This window comes from Actinoplanes sp. NPDC049118 (assembly GCF_040648555.1).
In the GTDB taxonomy this organism is placed as follows: Bacteria; Actinomycetota; Actinomycetes; order Mycobacteriales; family Micromonosporaceae; genus Actinoplanes.
Genome location: NZ_JBEZDY010000036.1, coordinates 67,898 through 89,256, shown reverse-complemented (window position 1 = coordinate 89,256; position 21,359 = coordinate 67,898). Strand labels below are relative to the sequence as shown.

20 protein-coding genes and 1 pseudogene are annotated in these 21,359 nt (G+C 68.1%); 14 read left to right on the top strand and 7 right to left on the bottom strand.

Annotated features, from left to right (window positions below; all coding sequences use genetic code 11):
* Positions 1 to 412 precede the first annotated feature (412 nt).
* A complete protein-coding gene (locus AB0B58_RS37940; protein ID WP_360234581.1) occupies positions 413 to 1,747 on the top strand; it encodes a lipase family protein in 1,335 nt (444 codons plus the stop codon).
* A 461-nt stretch (positions 1,748 to 2,208) separates the two neighbouring features.
* Here the strand turns inward: AB0B58_RS37940 and AB0B58_RS37935 are convergent, their stop codons facing one another.
* From AB0B58_RS37935 to AB0B58_RS37920, 4 genes are all read right to left on the bottom strand, one after another.
* The gene (locus tag AB0B58_RS37935; protein WP_360234578.1) at positions 2,209 to 2,961 is read right to left on the bottom strand and encodes a hypothetical protein; all 753 of its coding nucleotides are present in this window, start codon (positions 2,959 to 2,961) and stop codon (positions 2,209 to 2,211) included.
* A gap of 166 nt (positions 2,962 to 3,127) precedes the next feature.
* Positions 3,128 to 4,933, bottom strand: coding sequence for a choline/carnitine O-acyltransferase (locus AB0B58_RS37930; RefSeq protein WP_360234575.1), 1,806 nt, complete (start codon positions 4,931 to 4,933; stop codon positions 3,128 to 3,130).
* A gap of 22 nt (positions 4,934 to 4,955) precedes the next feature.
* Positions 4,956 to 5,807, bottom strand: a complete 852-nt coding sequence (locus tag AB0B58_RS37925) for a hypothetical protein (protein ID WP_360234573.1) — start codon at positions 5,805 to 5,807, stop codon at positions 4,956 to 4,958.
* A gap of 17 nt (positions 5,808 to 5,824) precedes the next feature.
* A complete protein-coding gene (locus AB0B58_RS37920; RefSeq protein WP_360234570.1) occupies positions 5,825 to 6,667 on the bottom strand; it encodes an arpA protein in 843 nt (280 codons plus the stop codon).
* 520 nt (positions 6,668 to 7,187) lie between these two features.
* Between AB0B58_RS37920 and AB0B58_RS37915 the strand changes: the two genes are divergently transcribed.
* From AB0B58_RS37915 to AB0B58_RS37855, 13 genes and pseudogenes are all read left to right on the top strand, one after another.
* Positions 7,188 to 7,382: a hypothetical protein gene (locus AB0B58_RS37915; RefSeq protein WP_360234567.1), complete on the top strand. Its 195-nt coding sequence runs from the start codon at positions 7,188 to 7,190 to the stop codon at positions 7,380 to 7,382.
* Positions 7,383 to 7,397: 15 nt separating this feature from the next.
* Positions 7,398 to 8,540 (top strand): FIST N-terminal domain-containing protein, encoded by a 1,143-nt coding sequence (locus AB0B58_RS37910; RefSeq protein ID WP_360234564.1) that lies wholly within the window; start codon positions 7,398 to 7,400, stop codon positions 8,538 to 8,540.
* Between the two features lie 57 nt (positions 8,541 to 8,597).
* Positions 8,598 to 9,512 carry a hypothetical protein gene (locus AB0B58_RS37905; protein ID WP_360234561.1) on the top strand — a complete coding sequence of 305 codons (915 nt, stop codon included), beginning with the start codon at positions 8,598 to 8,600 and terminating at the stop codon, positions 9,510 to 9,512.
* Between the two features lie 406 nt (positions 9,513 to 9,918).
* The gene (locus AB0B58_RS37900; RefSeq protein WP_360234558.1) at positions 9,919 to 12,246 is read left to right on the top strand and encodes a glycoside hydrolase domain-containing protein; all 2,328 of its coding nucleotides are present in this window, start codon (positions 9,919 to 9,921) and stop codon (positions 12,244 to 12,246) included.
* Positions 12,243 to 12,971: a hypothetical protein gene (locus AB0B58_RS37895; protein WP_360234555.1), complete on the top strand. Its 729-nt coding sequence runs from the start codon at positions 12,243 to 12,245 to the stop codon at positions 12,969 to 12,971. The genes AB0B58_RS37900 and AB0B58_RS37895 overlap by 4 nt, the downstream gene beginning before the upstream one ends.
* A gap of 403 nt (positions 12,972 to 13,374) precedes the next feature.
* On the top strand, positions 13,375 to 13,665 hold the full coding sequence (locus tag AB0B58_RS37890; protein ID WP_360234552.1) for a hypothetical protein: 291 nt from the start codon (positions 13,375 to 13,377) through the stop codon (positions 13,663 to 13,665).
* A 34-nt stretch (positions 13,666 to 13,699) separates the two neighbouring features.
* The gene (locus tag AB0B58_RS37885; protein WP_360234549.1) at positions 13,700 to 14,035 is read left to right on the top strand and encodes a hypothetical protein; all 336 of its coding nucleotides are present in this window, start codon (positions 13,700 to 13,702) and stop codon (positions 14,033 to 14,035) included.
* A 2-nt stretch (positions 14,036 to 14,037) separates the two neighbouring features.
* Positions 14,038 to 14,781, top strand: coding sequence for a hypothetical protein (locus tag AB0B58_RS37880; RefSeq protein WP_360234546.1), 744 nt, complete (start codon positions 14,038 to 14,040; stop codon positions 14,779 to 14,781).
* A complete protein-coding gene (locus AB0B58_RS37875) occupies positions 14,781 to 15,080 on the top strand; it encodes a hypothetical protein (protein WP_360234543.1) in 300 nt (99 codons plus the stop codon). The genes AB0B58_RS37880 and AB0B58_RS37875 overlap by 1 nt, the downstream gene beginning before the upstream one ends.
* A gap of 151 nt (positions 15,081 to 15,231) precedes the next feature.
* Positions 15,232 to 15,390: a transposase gene (locus tag AB0B58_RS37870; protein WP_360234587.1), complete on the top strand. Its 159-nt coding sequence runs from the start codon at positions 15,232 to 15,234 to the stop codon at positions 15,388 to 15,390.
* A gap of 14 nt (positions 15,391 to 15,404) precedes the next feature.
* Positions 15,405 to 15,947, top strand: a complete 543-nt coding sequence (locus AB0B58_RS37865) for a transposase (protein ID WP_360234584.1) — start codon at positions 15,405 to 15,407, stop codon at positions 15,945 to 15,947.
* Positions 15,948 to 16,535: 588 nt separating this feature from the next.
* Positions 16,536 to 16,766 (top strand): annotated as a pseudogene (locus AB0B58_RS37860) (hypothetical protein); the annotation flags it as partial.
* Positions 16,767 to 19,361: a hypothetical protein gene (locus AB0B58_RS37855; protein WP_360234590.1), complete on the top strand. Its 2,595-nt coding sequence runs from the start codon at positions 16,767 to 16,769 to the stop codon at positions 19,359 to 19,361.
* Between the two features lie 26 nt (positions 19,362 to 19,387).
* Here AB0B58_RS37855 and AB0B58_RS37850 read toward each other — a convergent pair whose 3' ends face one another.
* Genes AB0B58_RS37850 through AB0B58_RS37840 form a run of 3 tightly spaced genes read right to left on the bottom strand, consistent with a single transcriptional unit; the run spans position 19,388 to position 21,238 of the window.
* The gene (locus AB0B58_RS37850; protein WP_360234540.1) at positions 19,388 to 20,011 is read right to left on the bottom strand and encodes a GPP34 family phosphoprotein; all 624 of its coding nucleotides are present in this window, start codon (positions 20,009 to 20,011) and stop codon (positions 19,388 to 19,390) included.
* Between the two features lies 1 nt (position 20,012).
* Positions 20,013 to 20,408 (bottom strand): GntR family transcriptional regulator, encoded by a 396-nt coding sequence (locus AB0B58_RS37845; RefSeq protein ID WP_360234537.1) that lies wholly within the window; start codon positions 20,406 to 20,408, stop codon positions 20,013 to 20,015.
* Positions 20,409 to 20,413: 5 nt separating this feature from the next.
* Positions 20,414 to 21,238 (bottom strand): hypothetical protein, encoded by an 825-nt coding sequence (locus AB0B58_RS37840; protein WP_360234534.1) that lies wholly within the window; start codon positions 21,236 to 21,238, stop codon positions 20,414 to 20,416.
* Positions 21,239 to 21,359 lie beyond the last annotated feature (121 nt).

Sequence of the window (21,359 nt, the reverse complement as noted above, 5' to 3'; positions counted from 1 at the left end):
GTGCCTTCGACTCTGCCGGAGCGGCCCAGGGCACGCCTGAGCTCAAGTGCCCGATCATCTCGGGACCAAGGTCCCGACCTCAGCGGGCCGGTCGGAGTCGTCGCAGCTCAGCCCGCCAGTTCGCAGGCTCGTTCGAGAAGGTATGGAGTTGAGCCGAGCGGTCCTGGGCGATTCACCCCCTCATGAGTGACCGGCCCACGACGGCGCCGCCTCGGCTGCCTCCTGGGGAGATCGTGTGCACTTGGCTGCCCTCTGTGTCATCAAGCTGCCGTCCTTACTCCACGGCGGTCCAGCCAAGCCGGAGTGATAAACGATGACTCTGGTTTGTATCAGTTGTGTTAGTTACCGTCCGGTAGCCGCGACGTTTCATGGATGTCACGAGGGGATCGCGCTGAGCCGACGGAGGCCCGACATGTCCATCCGCACCCGCATAACCGCCGCGTTACTGACGGCATCGGTCGTGGGCGCGGGCGTCGCCCCGCCCCCGGCCGGGGCTGCCGACAATGTCGTCACGTCCCGAGGGATCGAGATTCCTGCCTTCTATACGCCGCCCGCAACGCTACCGGCGGACAACGGCGCGTTGATCCGCACCGAGCCCCTCCCGCTGGCCCTGTCACTGCCGGGCATCAACGGCCGACTGCCCGGCAACGCAACCCGGATCATGTACAAGTCCACCGACTCGGGCGGCAAGCCGGTCGCCGTCACCGGTGCCTACCTCGAACCGGCCGCTCCCTGGCTGGGGCCGGGACCGCGCCCGCTGGTCGTCTTCGCACCCGGCACCATGGGCCAGGGCGACCAGTGCTCCACCTCGCTGGCCCTGCAACGCGGCCTGGTCCTCGGTATCGGTCAGGAACAGTCCACCGTGTCGATCGGCTACGAGATCCTCGCCATCTACGGGCTCCTCGCCAAGGGCCTCGCCGTCGTCGAGACCGACTTTCCCGGGCTCGGCGCCACCGACCGGCTGCACACCTTTGTCAACCGCCTGGACTCCGGGCACGCCGTGCTGGACGCCGCTCGGGCGGCCAAGGCGCTCCCGGACACGTCGGTCACCGCCAACTCCGCCGTGGGCCTCTACGGGTACAGCCAGGGCGGAGGCGCAGTGGCCTCGGCCGCGGAACTGCAGTCGTCATACGCGCCCGACGTACGGCTGAGGGCCACCTATGCGGGCGCGCCGCCGGCCAACATCACCGACGTCACGGCGGGGATCGACGGCACCGAGCTGGTGGGTACGCTGGGCTGGTCGGTGAACGGGTTCGTCCAATCCGAGCCGGACCTGCGACCGCTGCTCGACCGGCACCTCAACGACACCGGCCGGGCCGTGCTGAAGGACCTCTCCACCATGTGCGCCGGTGACGCGCTCCTCACCTACGCCAACCAGCGCAGCTCGACGTGGACGGCGAACGGCAAGTCCATGGTCGACATCATCCGGACCGAACCCCGCTGGCAGAGATACATCGACGCGCAGCTCATCGGCACCCGCAAGCCGGCCGGCGTCGTCCGGGTGGCCACCGGCGTCAACGACAATGCCGTACCCCACGCCCAATCCCGTACCCTCGCCGTCGACTGGTGCCGACTCGGCGGCGACGTCGTCTACGCCCCGATCGTCCTGCCCGATGCCGGCAGCCCGGTGCTGAACCACGCCGGAGCGTACCTGGCCGACCAGGGCCCGGCCGTGGACTGGCTCACCCACCGGCTCGCGGGCCTGCCGGCGTTGTCCACCTGCACGATCCTGCCCCTCCAGCCGTAGTCCGGCGGGGTGCTGCACGCCGGAGGCCTGACTCACCGGCGTGCAGCCCTCCCCGCCAGCGGCGACAAGGCTCCGGGCCGGAGATTCACCACCGGCTGGGGTCCTTCGACGGCCCGGTCGCCAGCAGGCAGCAACATCACCCCAGCACGCCGCCACTCACCTCGCCTTAGCGAACATGGCGATCACCCGGGCGCAGGCTGCCGGGCCGCTCAGGCCCGATCTCGAACGGGACGCCACAACACGCCAGCTGCCAGTGGTCCATCCACATGTTGATCTTTATGCGAAAGGCGTGACACGCCGCGCCCGCTCGAGAGGCGGCGGGCGCAGAATCGCTCGGACGGCGGCAGATGTGCGAGCACGACCTGGCGGGGAGAGGGGCATGCGGCACGGACGACGGGAAGGGATTGGCTCGGCGACGTCACCCAGTACGGCGCAGGTCGGAGCTGACTGATCATGACGGGTTACAGCGGGAGCAGATTCTGGACGAGTCGGTGTCTCACCTGCCACTGGTCATCGTCGCCGGACGGCCAGGGGAAGCCGCCTTCGCTGAAGACCCAATTCAGGTACGACACGAAAGGCATGGTGGTCTCCCAGCTGAAGAGCCCGTCGACGCACCCGTCCGGGAGGACGAAGCCGTACGGTTCGCCTCCGCTGACGTTGTCCTTGTGGAAGCGGTCGGGCGCGACGGGGAGCACGAACACGCCGTTGTCGGGGTATTCAGCCTGCCGCTCGTTCCAGTCCGCCCACTCGTCCTCGATATACCTACGAGGTGACTGCCCGGCGGGATACCGGGTCGCCTCCAACTCGATCACGAGCGGGTCAGCGCTCGCCGAACTGGACCACGCCGGGTGGGTGCCCACCAACCAGACGTCCCCGACGATGCGCACCCAGGAGGACAGCGTCATGGGTACGGCGCCGAACCGTTGCTCCAGCCAGTCGACGTAGGCCGCCGCATTCACGGTTGGTGGGGTATGCGGTTGTAGAGGCGTCTGCTCGTCGTCGTTGGCGTGGAAGCGGTAGCCGTCACTCGACAACCGGTCGACGATCGCCTCGATGTTCTGACGGGCGCGGCGCGCCATCTCGTCGCAGACCAGCTGCGCCTCCTGCGCCGATTCAGGCTCCCGAGCCGCGCCTCCAAGCTGGCGCAACTCCTGCCAGACCTGCTCCCGTTGCCCCTGCTGGTACCGGCTGAGCCAGCGCGGCGAAGACGTCATGCCGCGATCTTCTCAGACACGCTCCGCACCAACGGTGACAGCTCGCCCATTGAGCACCACAGGTGAGCGGGTTTCGGCACACGCAGAGCTGCGGGACCGGGTCCGCCGTCAAGCCGACCGTTAGATCGCGGAGATCGAGCGGCTGGCGGCGGACCCGCGGCCCGGGCTACTGCTCGTCGAGCAGGTCGCGCAGCTCACGCAACGCTTCGCGGAGCCGGTCGGCGAACGTGTACATCATGCCGGCGACCGGGCGAGGTGTGCTGAGGTACAGGTTGAACCGGTCCGGCAGTAGCACGTACGCGATCCCGATGCAGCGACTGCTGGTGGCCCCGAACCCGAAGTAGCGGATGCTGGTCGACGGCGCCGAGCTGGTGCTCAGATAGTCGTCGCGCATCGTGAGCCACCCCGGAGTCTCGTACAGCCGGGACGGCTCGGGCACGCCGAGCGCGTCCCCACGCCACTTCTGAATCAGCTGCAGCTGCCACAGGTGCTGCTCCGGTGCCGCACCGGCCTGGCACTGCTTCGCCCGTTCGACATGTTTGTCGGCCGCGGCCCGGAACGCTGCCCGCCGCTCGTCGGGTGACGCGGCGGGGTCGTCGATCGTGGACACGAACCGCAGCACCTCGGGCGTGACGACGCGCATCGCCTCGGTCCGCCCGCGCCGGTACTGGCGGGTGGCGATGGACTCGTAGGTGGCACCGATGAGGCCCTTGGCCCGCTGGTGCGCGAGCTGGTAGGCCATCTGCACGAACGCGTCCGGCGACATCCGTAGCCGCTTGACCTCGTCCACCCCGAACTCGTCGAAGGACAGGGTCACGGTGGCGGTGTCCGCGCCGTACTGGGCGAACGACCGTGCCGCGGCGGCGATGTCGGCCCGCAGCGCGTCGTCGAGCACGAACGTGACCGGCTCGATCGCCGGCACCCCCTGCGCCGCCGCACCGGACTGCGCGGCGTGCTCCTCAGGCGACGCGGCGAGCATCGCGTCGACGAAGCTGAGGATGGTGGTGCCGTCCAGCTCGCAGTGCTCGACATTTATGCCGGCCGTGCCGTCGGCGAACACGATGAGCGACACCGCCTTGTCGAACCACCGGTTGCCGCTGTCGCCGTGCAGCAACTGATCGCAGGCCGCCAGGTCGTCGGCCGGTGTCAGGTCCTCCAGGCACACGCAGAACAGCGCCGTCTCGATGGTGTCAAGCGCCGCCGTGTTGATGGGATCCAGGGCCGCCAGCCGGTCCCTGGCCGCCGCCCACTCGGCCCGGGCCATCGTGGTGAGATGACCGGCCGCGGTGTCCGTCGTGGCCCGCGCGGCACCGGCCTTGCGCACCTCACGCAGGCCGGCCGCCAGGTCGTCGAGGGAGTACGGGCGCCCGTCCGGACCGATCACGTTCATCCGGTACGCGTTGCCGCGCTGGAACACCACGATGTGCCGCGCCGTCGACGGGCCCGGCCACTCGTCGCTGTACGGCGCTCGGACGGTGTCCTGCACCGGCCCCGGGATGCGGGTGGTGGAGAACAGGAACTTGTGCTGCTCCATGGACAACGGCTTCCCGCGAGTCGCGATCGGCGGGATGCGTTCGTCGTCGAGCTGAGTCTTGTAGTTGACGGCGGCGGCGATGAGCCCCGCCGCGCGCTCCACCTGCGGCTCGGCGAATCCGTCCAACCGGGTTTCGCGGAACAGGAAGAAGAAGTTGGCGTTCAACGCGATCCGGTCCCGGCGACCGAGATAGCGCGCCGGCCAGAACGCGTCCAGCCAACTGTGCGTGGCCGGATCCGCGTTGTACCGCACCAGATCGGCGTGCAGCTTCGGCCCCGGACCCTCGGGCCGTCCGAACTCCCGCACCGCGGCCTCGGTGTCGGCGAACTCCTCCTCCGTCAGCAGCGGCGCAGACCATTCGAGGAACCGGGCGCAGGTGTCCTCCAGCGCGGGCAACGGCACCCGCGACAGCGTGTCCTCGTTTTCGAACGTGCTCACTCGGTCTCCTCGAATTCGGTGCTCATCGGGCGGCCTTCTGGGTCATCGACTCGTCGATGTCGAAGGTCAAGGGGTCGGGAGTGCCGACGGGCCGGGAAACGTAGAGCTGAGCGTGCAACCAACCATCGGTCTCCAGACCCTCCGGATCAACACCGGCGGCGGACATCGTCTCCAGCACCTGCTGCTGTTCCCGGTCGGACGCGAAACGGCGCTGCCGGAACGTCCGGTCCACACGCATCGTTTGGTAACCGAGGGCCGCCAGGCGATCGGCGATCGGCTCGAACGGGAACATCCGCAGCACGAAATGCGCCATCCACGGCCGCCGGTCCCGGCGGGAGCCGACCACGCGCCCGAGCGTCCGGCCGGTGACGTAGCCGACGCATCCGGTGGAGATCACGATGTCGGCATCGGCGAACAGGGCGCGCTGTCTCGCCGTGGGTTCGCGCGCCTCCAGGTCGGCCCGCACGGCATCGTCGAGGAACCCGGCCGCCGATGCGTACCCCAGCGCCGGCCGGGACACGTCCAGCCCCACGAACCGGGCCGGGGACCCGTGCGACCGGACCAGCTCACGATCGCGCTCCAGCAGCTCTTGCCGGGTGCACCCGGTGTCGGCGTAGCGGTCGTACAGGTCGTCCATGGTGACGTCACAGCGCAGCAGCGCCGCGTTGACGCCGTAGGAGCAACCGACGTCGACGACGGTCGGGACGGCCACCTGCCGCGATTGGCGATACTGCCCGATGATTTGCTGGAAATAGGGCTTGGCGAGTTGGGGAATGCAATAGTCGAGTTCACGCAGGGTGTTGAAATAGGCGCGGGGATCGGGTTGCGTGTAGATGCCTTCGAGGGAAACTTTTCCGGTCTGGTCGAAACGCACGGGGCTCCTCGCGATCATTAGTCCAGCAACTGGTCGACCCGTACGGCTTTGCGTTCGGCGTCGAGGTGCGCGGGCAGGACCCGGCCGAACAGCTGCCGGGTACGGGCGACGCTGCCCATCACGCCGGGGCGCTCGGAGTAGGCGAAGATCGCTGAGTGCCGGGCGGTGGTGCCGCGTACCGCGCTCACCCGGTGCAGCGCGTACCGGCCCATGAACAGCTGGAGATCACCGGGGCGCAGCGTCAGGGCCCGCACCGGCGAGCGGTCGGCGTCGGTGAGCACCGAACGGACGGCGTCGAAGTTCTCCGCGCCCGCCGAACGGATGTTCGGGCAGTACTCGAAGACGCCGCCCTCCTCCGGCTCCTGGGTCAGCATGCTGACGGTGAACTCGTTGGTGTCGAAGTGCCACGGGTGTTCCATGCCGGGCTGCACGACGTTGAGCACCAGGGCGGACAGCGGGTCGGCGAGCTCGTGTAGCTCCGGCAGTTCGAAGCAGGCGGCGACGAAGCGAACGAACGACGGGTCGGTGTACAGCCGGTGGATGATGCTGTCGGTGGGGATCCGGTCGCGCGGGACGAACGCGTTGCCGCGCTGCATGACGATGCGGCCCGGGTGATCGGCCGGCAGGTCGGCGTCGAACGCGATGTTGTAGACGTTGGTCTCCTCAACGTCGTAGTACGCCAGCGGGGCGACCCCGGCACCTTCTCGCCGCAGCGCCTCCCGGCTGCCCGGCAGAATGAACTCCGGCAGCACGCTGCATCCGAGTTCGCGCAGTTCGGTGCGTGTTCGGGAAACGACGCGTTCCCATGCGTCGCTTCCCGGCTCGTCCACTGGATAGCGCGCGGTGTCCACAACATTCATTTGGGCAGGTCCCCTCCTTAAATGGTGGCGGCTTGAAGAAATGGGGAATCCTAACAAGACCTACCGGCGTCCAACTCCATGTTGGTTACATTGTTCACAGCGCCGGGGCCGGAGCGCGCCCGGCCGGATCAGCCCAAATATCGGTAGTCCGTCCGGGGTGGCCCTGGTGCCCGCCGGCTCGACCCGGCTGCGGAGCAGGTCGATCACGAAGCCTCTCGCCCGGGGATGCTGCGCGTGCGGTACCGCGAAGCGACGTGGAGATCAATTCCGTCAGGTCTGGCACGAGCCGGGGCGTTTGATCATCGGGTGCCGGACATCGGCCGGGTCATCGACCTGCTCGACGCGCTGAGCGCGCGCCGAACGACCGGGGATCCAAGCGCCGCCCAGGGCCGGGCGGTCCTTGACGGGATTCCCACCCGGCACTGCCCGGACGATGGCAGGCTGGTCTTTGTACCCTTTGCCCGCGTTGTGCCGCCACGGCGACGAGCTCCGGCGCCAAGGGACTGACGAGGGGGTGCTGATGGCAACCATCGCAACATTGGCAGCGAGCCTGGAACAGCAGCTGAACAACAAGTCGAGCTTCATGGCGGTCTCCACGCGTGTGCTGCTGAGGACCGGCGTGAGCATCCGCGACCCGAAGCCCGCCCAGAACGCGGATGCCGCCGTGGTGACGAAGGTGCGCGCGGCGCTCGCCGACATGGGATACCAGTTCTAGGCCAGGAGGCATCCGATGACTGACACCGCATTGGCGCGACACGCTAGCAGCGGCCACTCCGGCTCCACCGACACCGCTACCGCGGTACGCGATGTGCTCGGGCAGCTGAACCACATCGATGCGGGCGCGGTGCTGTTCTTCGCCGGGCCCGACCATGACGGCACCCTGATCGCCGCCGAGTTCGCCAACCGGTTCCCGGACGTACCCACGATCGGCTGCAGCACCGCGGGCGAGTTCGATCAACGGGGGATGAGTGAGGGAGGCCTCGCCGCGGTGGCTCTGCCCACGTCCGTGGTCAGCCGCGCCGCCGCTGTGCTCGCCGAGCTCGGCGGCGATGTGAAAGCCGGGGTGGCCGCCGGGGTTCGGGAGCTGGAGAAGCAGCTCGGTACCGCGCTGCGCGACCTGGATCCCGAGCGGCACGTCGGCCTCATGCTGATCGACGGTGCGCACGCCGTCGAGGAGCAGGTCAACGAGGCACTGGGCGACGCGGCGCCGCTGCTGTCCTTCGTCGGAGGCAGCGCCGCCGACGACATGAAGTTCGCCGAGACGCCCGTGTACTGCGGCTCCGCCGTGTCGGCGAACGGCGTGGCGCTGCTGATACTGGAGTTGTCGGTCCCCTATGCGATTGTCAAGACGTCCAGCTTCGAGCCCGCCGGCCGCACGTTTGCCATCACCAAGGCGGACGACCAGCTGCGTATCGTCCGGGAGATCGACGGCCGCCCGGCCGCGGACGTCTACGCCGAGGCCCTGGGGGTGACCGTCGGCGAGCTCGACTTCGGCACGTTCGCGGCCAACCCGGTCGGCCTGATGATCGACGGGAAACCGTGGGTGCGGTGTGCCCAGGCGGTCATCGAAGGAAACGGGATCAAGTTCGCCTGCCAGATTCTCGAAGGCATGGACGTCGAGTTGCTCAAGCCGACCGACATGGTGCGTGACACGACCGAGGCCATGCGCGAGGCGGTCGACAACGTGGGCGGCCACGCCTCCGGCGCGGTGCTGTTCAACTGCGCCTACCGCAAGCTGCAGATCGGCGCCGAGCATCTGGAGGAGAAGTTCATCGACAGTCTCGGCGACACTCCCTCCGCCGGGTTTCACACATTCGGCGAGAGCTGGCTGGGCAACATGAACTACACCCTCACCGGAGTCGTCTTCGGCTGACCGGCTGAATGAACGACCGCCCCGAAGGGCAAGCGGGCCGTTGTTACCGTTGCCGACGTGAATCCCCGTCAGGCCTGGATGGCGCTGCCCCGCCGGACACGACTCGAGGCGGTCCATCAGGCGAAGCAGGGCCGGGCGCACTCCGCCGCGGGCGTGCGCGTGGCGGCAATGGCCTGGGGCCGATACGCTCCGCGCCTGATTGTGATGCGGGTGAGCATCGGGCTCGTCGTGGCGTTCGCCGTGTTCCTGGTTCCCCTCGTCAACGACTGGCCCTTCGCGGTCGCCGTCCTGGGTCTGCTCCCGATGGTCGCGGTCATGGTGGGCGAGGGGTACGCCCAGCGCCGCTGGGAGGGGTGGCATCGCATGCTCGGCCCGGTCAACGGGCGCAGGGTGCTGCTCGACCAGGCGGGGACGGCGCAGCCGCTCGAGGTGGGCCGGTCGTTCGTCGCCCGATGCGCCGTCCCCGGCTACCTGCTGCTGGCCGTCGCGGGCCCTGCCGCGATCGAGCTGACCGGTGGGCACTTCGGTGCCGCGGTCCTCCTCGCGGCGGCGGCGGTCGGGCTGGCGTGGCGGGCGTACCGGCGGTCCCGGCGCCTGGCCCAGCCCCCGCTGCGCATAGACCGCAGCGGGGTGACGTTCCGCAACCTGGGGTGGGCGATCCCGTGGTCGGCGATCGCGTCCTGCGAACTGACGGACCAGGGTGACCGGACGGTGTCCCGACAGTACGGCGCGAGGACCACGGGGGTCGTGTGGAAACTACGTCGTAAGGGCCTCGAAGCGACCCTGGCGGCGATCCCCGAGCCGGTGCGCAAGACCGTGACCGCCTGGCTGGAGAGCAACGACTACGCCGTGGTCCTCGACAGCGGGCAGCTGGCGGAGACGCCGGAACGCGTGGCGGCCGCTTCGCGGCGGTACCTGGAACGCTCCGGTGGCGGCGCCGAACGCATCGGCCGGTCGCGCAGCCGCCGGTGACGAAGCACATGCCGCGTTCCCCTCTGCGGCGATGGATCCCGCCGGCAGGCCGTATTCGTGCTGGCTCACCTGCGCAACGGTGACACCTGCCCAGCCCGGCAGGCACTGTCACCTGATCATCTAAGCCGGCCGCAGGGGTCCACCGGTTGGGTCTTGCCGGGTGAGGCCATGAACGTCGGGAGCCGGCACGGCTGGGTAGCCGTTTACCCACAGCAGACCGAAAGGTCGGCCGAGATCATGCCCTGCATGGCCATCAGAATCGTGCTGGCGGCAGCCGTGCTCCCATTCGGCACCGCCACGACATGCATAGAAGGGGCCCCGGGCGGTAGCAGGTAACTGCCCCAATCGGCTTACAAACAGACAGACCGACCGTCAGTAGAAAGTGGATACATTAATGGATTCCAGGGTGTTGGATGTCCAGGTTTGGCTGAACCGGGAATACGGCTCGGTGGCCGGTTTCAATCGGGTGACCGAGGACGGCATCACCGGCTGGGCCACCATGCGCGCGCTGACCCGGGCGCTGCAGTACGAGCTGGGTATCACCCCGCTGTCGGATACATTCGGACCGACGACGCTGGCAAACGTCACCGCAATATCGGGTGATATCGCAAGCTATTGGTCGACCAACAGGATAAAGATCGTTCAGGCGGGGTTCTACTGCAAGGGATATGACCCGAGCGGATTTGACGGCAAGTGGGGCACCGAGACCAAACGGGCGCTGGATCGCATGATGTACGACGCCGGTCTGCCCGCTGCCCCGGACAACACCTTCCCGCCGAAGGTATTCAAGGCCCTGCTCACCATGGACGCGTTCGTCAAGGTGGGTCTCGGCACCGAAGCGATCCGTAAGGTCCAGCAGTGGCTCAACGGCCGCTACAGCAAACGCCGGGACTTCTTCCTCGTTCCGTGCGACGGAATCTTCTCCCGCGACGTGCAGAAGGCGCTGTACCTGGCCATCCAGTTCGAGCTCGGCATGACCGACGACAAGGCCACCGGCACGTTCGGTCCCGGCACGAAGGCCGGGCTGAAAAGTCACCCGGTCACCGGCGGTTCCTCCGGTCCGTTCGTCAGCATCTTCACCGCCGCCATGGTGTTCAACCGGATCAGGCTGCCCGGGGTCACCTATTTCGAAGGCTTCTCGGACACCTTCGGCGTCGCCGCCGTGGGGGCAATCCGTGAATTCCAGAAGTTCTCCGCGTTGCCCGAGACGGGCCAAGGCGACTTCGCGACGTGGTGTCAGCTGCTGGTCTCCACCGGCGACCCCGACCGCGCCGCGATCGCGGCCGACGCCAGTACCCCACTCACGGACGCCCGCGCCGCGTCACTGCGCTCGGCCGGCTACCAGTACATCGGCCGCTACCTCGACAACGTTTCCGGCAGCGCACTGAACAAGAAGATCCAGCCGGGCGAACTGGACGTCATCTTCAGGAATGGGCTGAAGGTCTTCCCGATCCAGCAGTACTACGGCGGCGCGGTGTCGTACTTCACCTACGACCGTGGCCTGCAGGATGCCCGTGCGGCGCATGCGGCCGCCGTCAGTTACGGGTTTGATGTGGGCACCACGATCTACTTCGCGGTGGACTTCGACGCCACCCAGAACGACATCGATGACGCGATCGTCCCCTACTTCACCGGGGTCGCGGCGGGCCTCGCCGTCGAGGGCAAGCGCTACGTCCACGGGGTGTACGGATCCCGGAATGTGTGTGTGGATGTCAGCCGCCGAACCTCCGCCCGCTGGTCGTTCGTCTCCGGCATGTCCACCGGGTTCTCGGGCAACATGGGCTACCCGATTCCCGAGAACTGGTCGTTCAACCAGATCCAGACGCTCACCGTCGGTGGTTCCGGCTCAGGCGCCATCGAGATCGACAAGAACGCATACCGCCCGGACAGCGATCCGGCCGTCAGCACGCTCAACACCACGTTCATGTCGCCCGACAGCTTCATTCAGAAGGTGTCGGGCCTGTACGACCTGGCGAAGCAGCACGGCAGCCGCAACCCCAATCAGCTGGTACTGGAGTTCCTGCGGTCCGGTGTCTACGACTCCTACATCTTCAACTCGCTGATCGGCGAGCCGGACTGGGACTTCATCAAGCTGGCCAGGAGCCGCGGGTTCACCGCCCCGCGCGAGCTCAAAGACCCCGGCACAGGTGTCATCACGCATATCCCGCACTGGGCCTACTCCTGCAATGGGGTGCTGGTGGTCGACCCGCCGCTGAACCCCACGACGATGAACGCCGCCGACGTCGCCGGGTGGGCCGGCGACTGGATGACCTTCTACGGTGAATGGCGGCGCGACAGCGGCAGCTACCCCTCCGGCCTCAGGTACTGCCAGGACAAGCTCGCCAACGAGGTGAACACCACGTTCAAGATGCGAGACACGCTCGAGGATGTGGACGCGTTCAACGTGGGCATGGAGTTGCGTGCAGGCGCGAAGATCACCGACGCGCTCGACAAGCTGCTCCGTGGCGGCGGGTACAAGCGCCGGTTCCGGTCGTTCATGACTGGCCGCTTCCTGAACGCCGCGAACGCCAAGGCTGCCGCGCGGACCACGCTGATGCCCGGTCCGACGCCGATCATCGACAGCGGCCGGCTGTTCCTCATCCTCAAGACCGCGAAATCCCCGACAGCGATGCCGTCCATGCTGCCCGGAGCTGCGCTGGACGACTTCTGCCAGGGCTTCGCCGACCGGTTCCAGGCACTGGTGGACCAGGAAACCAGGGCTTATCCCCAATGAGCGGCTCCGAATCCGTCCCCAACCAGCGCGCACATTCCGAGGAGCCCGCGATGAATGACCGTACTGTCTTGTCTCGCCGGCGGCTGCTGGCCGGAATGGGTGGTGTCGCCGCCGGGCTGGCGATCGGCGCCGGCGCCGGAACCGCGAGTGCCGCCCCGCCCGGTGCCGGGCAGGCCACCGGCAACGGCTGGCCCGAGCTCAGCGCAGGCCAGGCCAAGAACCACCGCATCGAAGGCAGCGACGCCACCGTCGCCCTACTACCAGGTGCGACGGCGATGGTGCTGCTGCACGTCGCCCGACGCTTCCACTACGACGTGGACGAGCTGGCTGCCGGTGAGGCCGCCGGCCACCACAGCCCGGCCGCCGACGGCACCGTGGCGGGGGTGAACTTCCGGTCCGGCACCGCTTTGGCGCTGCGCCCTGGCAGCTATCCCGCCGGGGCCGCCGGCAATCTCTACCCGCAGCAGATCGCCATGGTGCGCGACATTCTCGCGGAGTGTGATGGCGTCGTGCGATGGGGCGGTGACGATGCATCGCGACCGATGGAGGGAGCCTTCTACATCGACGTGCCGCCGGGCGACGCCCGGCTGAAGCGGCTCGCCGCGCGCCTCGAGGGGTGGGCCAAGGAGGCCGACCAGGGCGCCGGTGTCGTCGTGGACCCGGCCGCGCCGGATCGGCTTCGGGCATCTGTCGCGCTGCGACGGATGCAGACAGCCGGCCGCTGACGTCAACCGCTGTCCGGCCCGGTGTACGCAGCGGGCCGGACAGCGCCCCACGGCCCTACCGCCGACTGGCCAACACAGTCATTCGGGATGAGCCCTCACGCCCGCGTCGATGCCTCGCTCGCGGATGACCGCGAGCCCGGCGACCTCGGCCAGTGCATCCTGCGATCACGCGGCCGGCCGACGAAGTCGAGCGCCCAACGCACCGGCAGAAGTCCCGGGCCGGTTGTTCGTCGGACGGACCCACCCCGGTCTTCCAAGCGGAGGATCAGACGCGCCCGGCCTGGTGGTTCCTGGGGCAAGGTGTCGGTCAACCGACGTTCTGGTCGTGATCTTGGGGATAGCTCGCTCCAGCTGATGCCGCTATCCTCCACGGAACTCTTCGGCCAAGTAAGGGACATTTCGGGTGATCGACGAGACACGGCAGCTGCGCTGGTATCTGGGGCTTGGGCTGGTGTTCCTCGCCGTCGCGCCGCTGCTGATGATGACACTGGTGGCGACCGACGAGGCCGCTCCTGACGGAGCCGCCACCCCGCTGCTCATCGCCGGGCCTGTCAACCTCGTCGGGCTGGTGTTCGTCGTTCGGAGCATGCTCGCCGGCAAGCCCGAGGTGTCTGCCCGTTTCCTCAAGATCGGAGCGGTCATCGTGACCGTGGGAACCGCCCTGCTCTTCGGCGTCCGCGCACTCACGACCTGACCCTTGCCGACCACGCGCTACCACGGGGACCTGTGTGACCTTCTCTGTCGATCCGCCGGCTCTCGGCGGCTATTCCAACCTGCTCGCCCGAGCGCGTGATGACGCGCAGCAATGCAAGGCGTACTTCGCCGGCAACGTTCCTGACCTGTCGCCGGGCATAGACGGACTGATCAATCCAATCTGCTACGAACATGTGGCTGTGCGTCAGAAGCTGAGTGAGATGCTGGACCAAATGGTCGCCCTGCTCGACTCCTCGCGGGACGAGATGGCTGCGGCAGCGACCCGTTATCGGCAGACCGACGCGAAGGCGGCAGCCACGGTCGACAAGGCCTATCCCGAAGTTCCCCGTGCTCAGCCGCGGAGGGACTAGCCGTGGCCTTCAACGACGTGGCAGAGCCCGTTGGTCAGCTCAAGAATCCGGCCGAACGCACCGAGTCGATCCTAGGCCAGCCGTTCTCCAACCCCGCATCGGTGCTGGACTGGGTAAGCCCCAGCCACATCGTCAATGAGTTCGTCAAGCAGATCGTCGGCTACGACATCTTCGGCGAAGCCGCCAAGGTTTTCGCCGGGGACTGGGAGCTGGTTTGGCAAGCCGCGGGCGCCTACCGCAACCTCGCCAACGCCGTGCAGGACATCGGTATCAACGTCTCCCACGGCAACATCGAGCTCGACTCCTCCTGGGACGGCAACGCCAGCGACGCAGCATTCAAGTACTTCGCCGATCTCAGTGCCACGATCAGCGCTCAGCAGATCTCCCTGAACGATCTTGCGGCGTCCTATCAGAAGGCCGCAGAAGGTACCTACCGAATCGGCGAGACCGTTTCCGGCATCATGAAGGACATCATGGACGCGGCCATGATCGGTGCGGTCGCGGCGTCGGCAGGAACAGCCACCATCGAAACCGGAGTCGGCTTCGTGACCGGTTGGGGCGTCGCCGCTTACGAGGCGTACAAGATAGCCGAGATGGCGGACAAGGCCAGGAAGCTCATCGCCACCGCTTCCGCGCTCGTCGGGACCGTCGTCGGCGAGATCCAAGCCGCATCGGCCAGCACCGGCACTCTGTCGCAGTATCCGCTTCCCGGCAGCGGTTACCGGCACCCCGGTAGCGGGCTGTAATGAGCGACCTCGGACAAGAACGACTCGTCGACAAGCTGCTCGCCCATCTCGAAGAGAACGGCAGTGACGAACGGCTGCGCGAACTTGCAGCCGGCATCCGTAACGGTAGCGCCGGCTGGGCCCAATCCCTGAACGCGTCCTTTTACGCCGAAGCCATGCAGCCGGGGCTCATCGGCTTCACGGAGTGGTACGACCAACTGAGCGAATCCGAACGCGCGGAGCATGCCGAGCGATGCCAGCGAGACATCGACGCCCTGCAAAATGTGCCACAGCCCTATCAGGAGGGTGACTCGCACTGATCCCGGCCGCATCCATACCGAGCGGCTGGTCGTCGCGACACATCAACCTCCGCGCGGACTTGTGAGGTCGTACTCGGACATGTCATTTAGGGCGTGTCTCATTTGGATGGTCGCCGGTCTGCGGCATGGTCTCTGATTCGTGATCGATGACATGGTCCGTACCTGGGCGCCGGACGATCTCTGGGACATCGCTGAACCGTTGATCCCTACCCCGCCTCGCCGCCACCAGGGAGGTGGGCGCCGCCGGACCGACGACCGAGCAGTCTTGGCCGCGATCGTGTACCTGACCCAGGCCGGCTGCTCCTGGTGAAACTGCCCGGTGCGATGTTCGGCGTCAGCCGGGCTACCGCGCACCGCCGGTTCACCGAATGGACCGCCAGCGGCCTGTGGGTGCCTGCACCAGCAACTGCTGCACGAGCTCGGCGAGATCGGGAAGATCGACTGGTCGCGGGCCGTGGTCGACGCGATCAACGTACGCGCGCAAAAGGGGGCGAACTGGCCGGCCCAAACCCTGTCGATCGCGGCAAACCCGGATCGAAGATCCACGTCTCGTGTGACCGCACCGGCATCCCACTGACCGTACTGATCTCGGCCGCCAACACCCACGACAGCCAACTCCTGCTACCGCTGCTGGACTCGGGGAGCGATGAACCGGAAATCGTGGGGGCGCCATTGCAGCGGCCGGTCCCGTCTGATGATCTCGGCTGGGCGGTCGACTTGCTTGAACAGTCCCACCGGCGTTCACCCTTGAGTATGAATGTACGGGCATGCGCGGCTGTCCCTCGCGCAGTACGGGCCGGATACCTGTCGACCAAGCTTCGGAGCAGGTGGGTCCGCATTCTCCCTGATCTCCACCGGGCCGCCTGACCGCGAGCGTCAACACCTGGCCGTCTCCGATGCGGACCGGTCCGCACCCTTGGAGGGTGTCGACCGGCGTACCGCGGCGGCATCATGTGCGCCATGACGCGGCGCCGCAGACTGCTAGTGACCGCCGCCGTGGTGGCTGTCGGGATCGCCGTTACGACGGCTGTCGTAGTTCATGAGGACCGGGGCGCCGCGGACGAGACGTGGAGCGTCATCAGCGGGCTGATCGCGCTGTTCACTCTGGTGACCGGCTTGCTCGCGCAGCGGTCGGCGACGACGGCGGACGGCCCCGGCGAGCCGGACGTCGACGAGGCGCTGGTCGCGGACGTCAGCCGGCAGCTGCGGGAGGAGGAGCGGCTGCAGCGGCTGCACGATCCGTGGCCGATCCCGGTGCGGGTGGCACCGGCCGGCCGGGACGTCAGCGATCATTGGCCGGTCATCCGCGGGCAGGCCGATCAGGACGCGGCGATGCGGCTCCTCGGCGACATCACCGACATCGACCAGCTCTACGCGGCCGTTCCATCCGGCCGGCTGGTGCTCATCGGGCCCGCCGGAGCGGGCAAGAGCGTCGCGGCGCGTCGTCTGGCGTTGCTGATCACCGATGCCTGGCATGCCAAGGATCGGGTGCCGGTGTTGCTGTCGCTGGCATCGTGGGACACCGGGCGGCAGAGCTTCCGGCAGTGGCTGGTCCAGCAGATCACCGATGATCATCCGGGGGTTCCCGGTATCAGCGCGGCGGTACGCCGGCTGCTGGACGAGCGCCGACTCCTGCCGATACTTGACGGATTCGACGAGCTGCCCCCACAGGTACGCGGCGAGGCGTTGATCGAGATCAACCGGAGTCTGGGTGAGCGGCAGCCGATCGTCGTCACCAGCCGGGCGCCGGAGTACACCGCTGCGGTCGCGGCGGGCGACGTGCTCACCGGCGCTGCCGTTCTGCAGCTGCAACAGGTGCCGCTGAGCGTCGCGTTCGACTTCCTGGAAGCGGCTGTGCCGCCGCCGATCAGTGAGCGCTGGCGTGAGGTGCGGGCCCGGATTCCCATCCGGGATCCGCTCGGCGCTGTGTTGCGTACCCCGCTGTTCGTGTCGTTGGCCCGGGCCCTGTACGACACGGCCGGCGCCGATCCGCGTGACCTGCTCGACCGGACGCGGCTGCCCGACCGGAGCGCGATTGAGCGCACGCTCATCGACCAGTTCCTCGTGCAGGCCGCCGACCGGATCGCCGGTTCTTCCGGCACCGGCGACGTCCGGAAGCGGCGCTCAGCGGCGGTCCGGCGGTACCTGCACACCGTCGCGGCCGTGGTACGCAGCGGGGGCAGCGCCGATGCCAGCTGGTGGCGCGTGCACCGGATCGTGCCACCCATCGTGATCGCGGCACTGGTCGGCGGATTGGCCGTGCTGACGCTCGGCGTGGGATGGGGCGGGATGCTGCGCCAGCTCCTGCCTGTCAGCAGCAACTACCTCGCGGTAGTCATCATGATGATGGGCGTCTGGCCGTTCGTCCTCGCGGTCTTTCTTCCGCCGCGACCGGCCGGCGAGGTGGTGATTCCCGGGTGGGCACGTGCCGCCCCGGGCTCTGCGGTGTTCGTCATCGTGCTGGGTGGCACACTGCTGGCCGGGGTCAGCGGCGGTCTCGTGCCGGTGGTTGAGCCGTCGCGACTGACCGCCGACGTGATCGGGCTGGCCGCCGTCGCCATCGGCGTGGTCTGGCTGCTGTCACCGTCATGGGCCGACCCTCGTCGTGCCGACGGTTCCCGGCGGCGGGAGCGCTGGCGCCTCGCCGTGATCGCGCTGGCGGCCGGCTGCCTCGTCTATGTGCTGGGCGGTATCGAGGCGGACGTCAGCATGCCGCAGATCCGCCCATCAGCCGCGCTCATCACGTTCGCCTTCGCGGTGGGCGGCATGGGCCTCGCCGGTGGGCGCAGGGCGCTCCGTAGGAGGGACGAGCCGAAACCCCGATCGGTGGCCTCACGCCGGCGAGTCTTCGGCGCCTGGGGTGTGGCACTCGCCGCGCTCGCCATCGCGGTGACAGGAAGTCGCGGCGTTCGATGGGAATCGATGCTGCAGGTAGCGGCGGCAGGTGCATTATTCCTGGTGACCGGTCGGGTCCTCGCCGCTGCAGGGCCGGGGCATCGGCACCCGCGGCGGGTAGCCCCCCGGCTTCGTGACGCGGCATCGATCCTGGCGCCGCCTGTCGGCCTGGGTACCGTCATCGGCCTTGCCGCGATCGTTGTGCTGGAAACGCTGATGATTCTTGTCGGTGGTGTCGGGATCGATGGTGTATTAGGACGCGGCTCTCTGTCTGACGTGGAATGGGAGGATCTGTGGTTCGGCGCCATGACCGGCGCTGCCATCGGGTTGTTGTTGGGTCTGTTGCGGTGGGCGCTGGCCCCGGCTGATCAGAAGCACTCGGCCAACCCGCGGACGGTCCTACACGCGGACGCCACGGTCTCCGCTCTCCTGATCTCCCTGCCCGCGGCTATCGCGATCACCCTTGCCGCTGGACTGGTACGGGATCCCGAGTGGCGGTGGGTGTGGTGGGTTCCCGGCACGACCCTCGTGGCGATGCCCCTGGCCATCGTCCTCGTTCGTACCCTCGCCTGGCCGCAGTACCGAGCGGCGCACCTCTGGCTGGTCATGACAGGGCGGCTGCCCGTCCGGTTCATGTGTTTCCTCGATGAGGCCCGTTCGGCCGGGATCCTGCGACAGGTCGGCAGCGTTCATCAGTTCCGGCACGTGCGTCTGCTTCAGCACCTACAGGCGCCTGACACCGCGGAGCCGTCGCACGCCCGGCAGTGGGTCAGCGCCGCGGCGGCGTGCCTGCTCGCGGCCGCCGCAGCACTCGGCCTGGCTTCCGCCGCCGACATCCAGGGGCCGGGCGCGCAGGCGGCTCTGCTGGAGTCGGCGCACCGGCCGGACCCGGCAGCGCTGAAGCGCCAGAAAGTGTGCAAGTCGGCGTGCCGGATCACCAGCGAGGCCGTGTTCGTGCATCCGGGCTGGGGACCGGTCGTGCTCGTCACCACCGCGGCGGTCAAGGAGGAGACCCGGGACGCCAACATCGCGGTCACCGATCAGGACGGGGCGATCGTGTGGCAGCACCACGCGGGAGACTGGGAGAAACTGAGCGTCGCGGCGCCAACCACCGACCGGACGGGGAACATCTTCCTGACCTTCAACCCCGGTCGATCCGACGGCGTCATCGTGCTCCGGCCCACTTACGACGGGTTCGACACCTTCGGGTCCCTGCCGGCGGAAGGCGACGACGACGGCACGTTCTACTCGGCAACGCTGACCGACGCCGACCAGGACGGCGCGTTCGACATCGAGCTGGTGGAGACCGACTGCGACTCGACCTGCGCGGAGGGCAGGGTCACCGAGGCCCTTCTCTACTGGACAGGTAAGGGCTACCGGCCATGATCGGCCGTCGTCGCCGTAGACACGTCCTAAACCTCACCGATCGCAGCGGCCTGGATCGACTTGTATAGAGCGGGGCCGATCGGTTCGCTCAGCTTGGTGAGTTCCTGGATGCGCTGTTTGTTGGCGCGTCTGGTCTTACGGTCGAGGACGAAGCTGAGGTCGCCGGCGACAATGATGGCCACGAGTGTGGCGTCGGCGGGGTCGATGCTGCCGATGGGTTCGTGCAGGGCGGTGTTGACCCGGTCGAGGAGTTCCTTGCGGACGCGAGGTTCGCGGATGGTCACCTTGCTAGTGGGGAACAGCCCGAGAATTCTGTGGGGTTGGAGGTGGACCCAACCGCCATCGTTGAGCTGCTGGCGTACGGCCCGGATCACGGCGCCCTGCCTGTGGCCGATCCAGGACTGCCAGGTGTGTGGCTTGGAGCCGGCGATTTCTTCGAGGAGCGCCTCAAGAACGGGATCGCGGCAGGGGTGCCGGACGTCGATGGCGGCGCGGCCGCGTTCGTCGGTGAGGTGGCCGGCCCGGTAGAGGTCGGCGAGGGCCGCGGCGCGGAGCATGGCGCCCAGGTGGGTGCCCAGGGCGACCCTGCCTTTGTCCGGGTTGTAGGCCAGCAGGAAGATGCGCTGGGGGAGGCTGTGGGGTACCGCCATGTCATGCTTCCTTCGGCTCGCGTGTGGCGGGGGATACCGCGATGCCCCTGGTGAGCGCTGCCTTGACGATGCGGATGGCCTCGTTGGTGTCGATGCCGACGCTGGCGATGACGGCGGCATACTCGGCGGCGGCGCGGCTTGCCCGTTCGCGTCCCTTCTCGCCGGTCGGGGAGACGAACGAGCCGGCTGATCCGCGGGTCTCGATCAGCCCTGCCTCCTCCAGTTCCCGGTAGGCCCGGCCGACGGTGTTGACGGCCAAGCCGAGGTCTGCGGCCAGGCGACGGATCGTCGGTAGCCGGGTGCCCACGGCGAGCGTGTGGTCCTGGATCTGCCGGGCGAGCTGAGCACGCAGCTGCTCGAACGGCGGGACGGGCGAGCCCCCGTCGATGACGATCACTCGGTTCACGGTGCGCTCATGACGTGCCGCGCCACCATGGCGCACCGCTCGGTCCGCACCTCGATCAGGACCTGCGCGATGACGCTCAGGACCATGAACGCGAGCCAGGCGGCGTTCCACCACCCGAACGCGGTACCCAACACCGACACCACCGGCAGTGACCACACCGACCACACCGACGTCGGCACGGCGCCGACCCGGGCGTCCTCGACCCGCATGATGACATCGACGGTCAGCGAGGCCTCGTCGTCGGCCACGACCGGGTGCGTCAGAACATGGTGCAGCTGGACGACAACGCCGACCGCGAGCCCGCACAGCCCGATGAGCAGGATGACCGCCGCGTACCGCGCGGTGGAGTTGTGCAGTGTCAGGGTGCCGACCGCCAGCGCGGTCGCGCCGGCGAACGTGGCAGCCGCGAACGCGGCACGCGGCCAGCCGAGCACGGTACGCCAGCCGAGCCGGACCGGGTAGGCCGCCCGCCGCGGCAACGCCGCACCGGCGCGCCGGTCGACCCGCCGCACCCACCAGTCCAGCAACGACTGTGCCACCACCAACCCGACAACCAGCGCCGTCACCACCAGCAGCAACCAGCGCCGGTACCCGGATCCGTCAACCATGCCGCCGGTGTAGGTGAGGGCAACCGCGATGATGAACGCGGCCAGCAGGACGGAAGCGGCCAGCCGGGTACGTCGCCGGACCGCCAGACGCGTCGCCAGCAACGGTGTCGGCTGGACGTCGACGAGGCCGTGCCCGGCCAACCACGCGCCGGCCTGCTCAAGGTCCGCCGGGCGCACCGGCGGATCGACATCCGGCAAGGTTCCATTCGGCATACCCGCCTCCATGTCTCAGTTCTTGTCTCAATATGGTGCGTCAAGATTTGCGACAAATCAATGCGAACGCGGAGCGCTGGCGCCGGTCCTGCGCCGGGAGGTCTGCTGCGAGGTGGCTGGC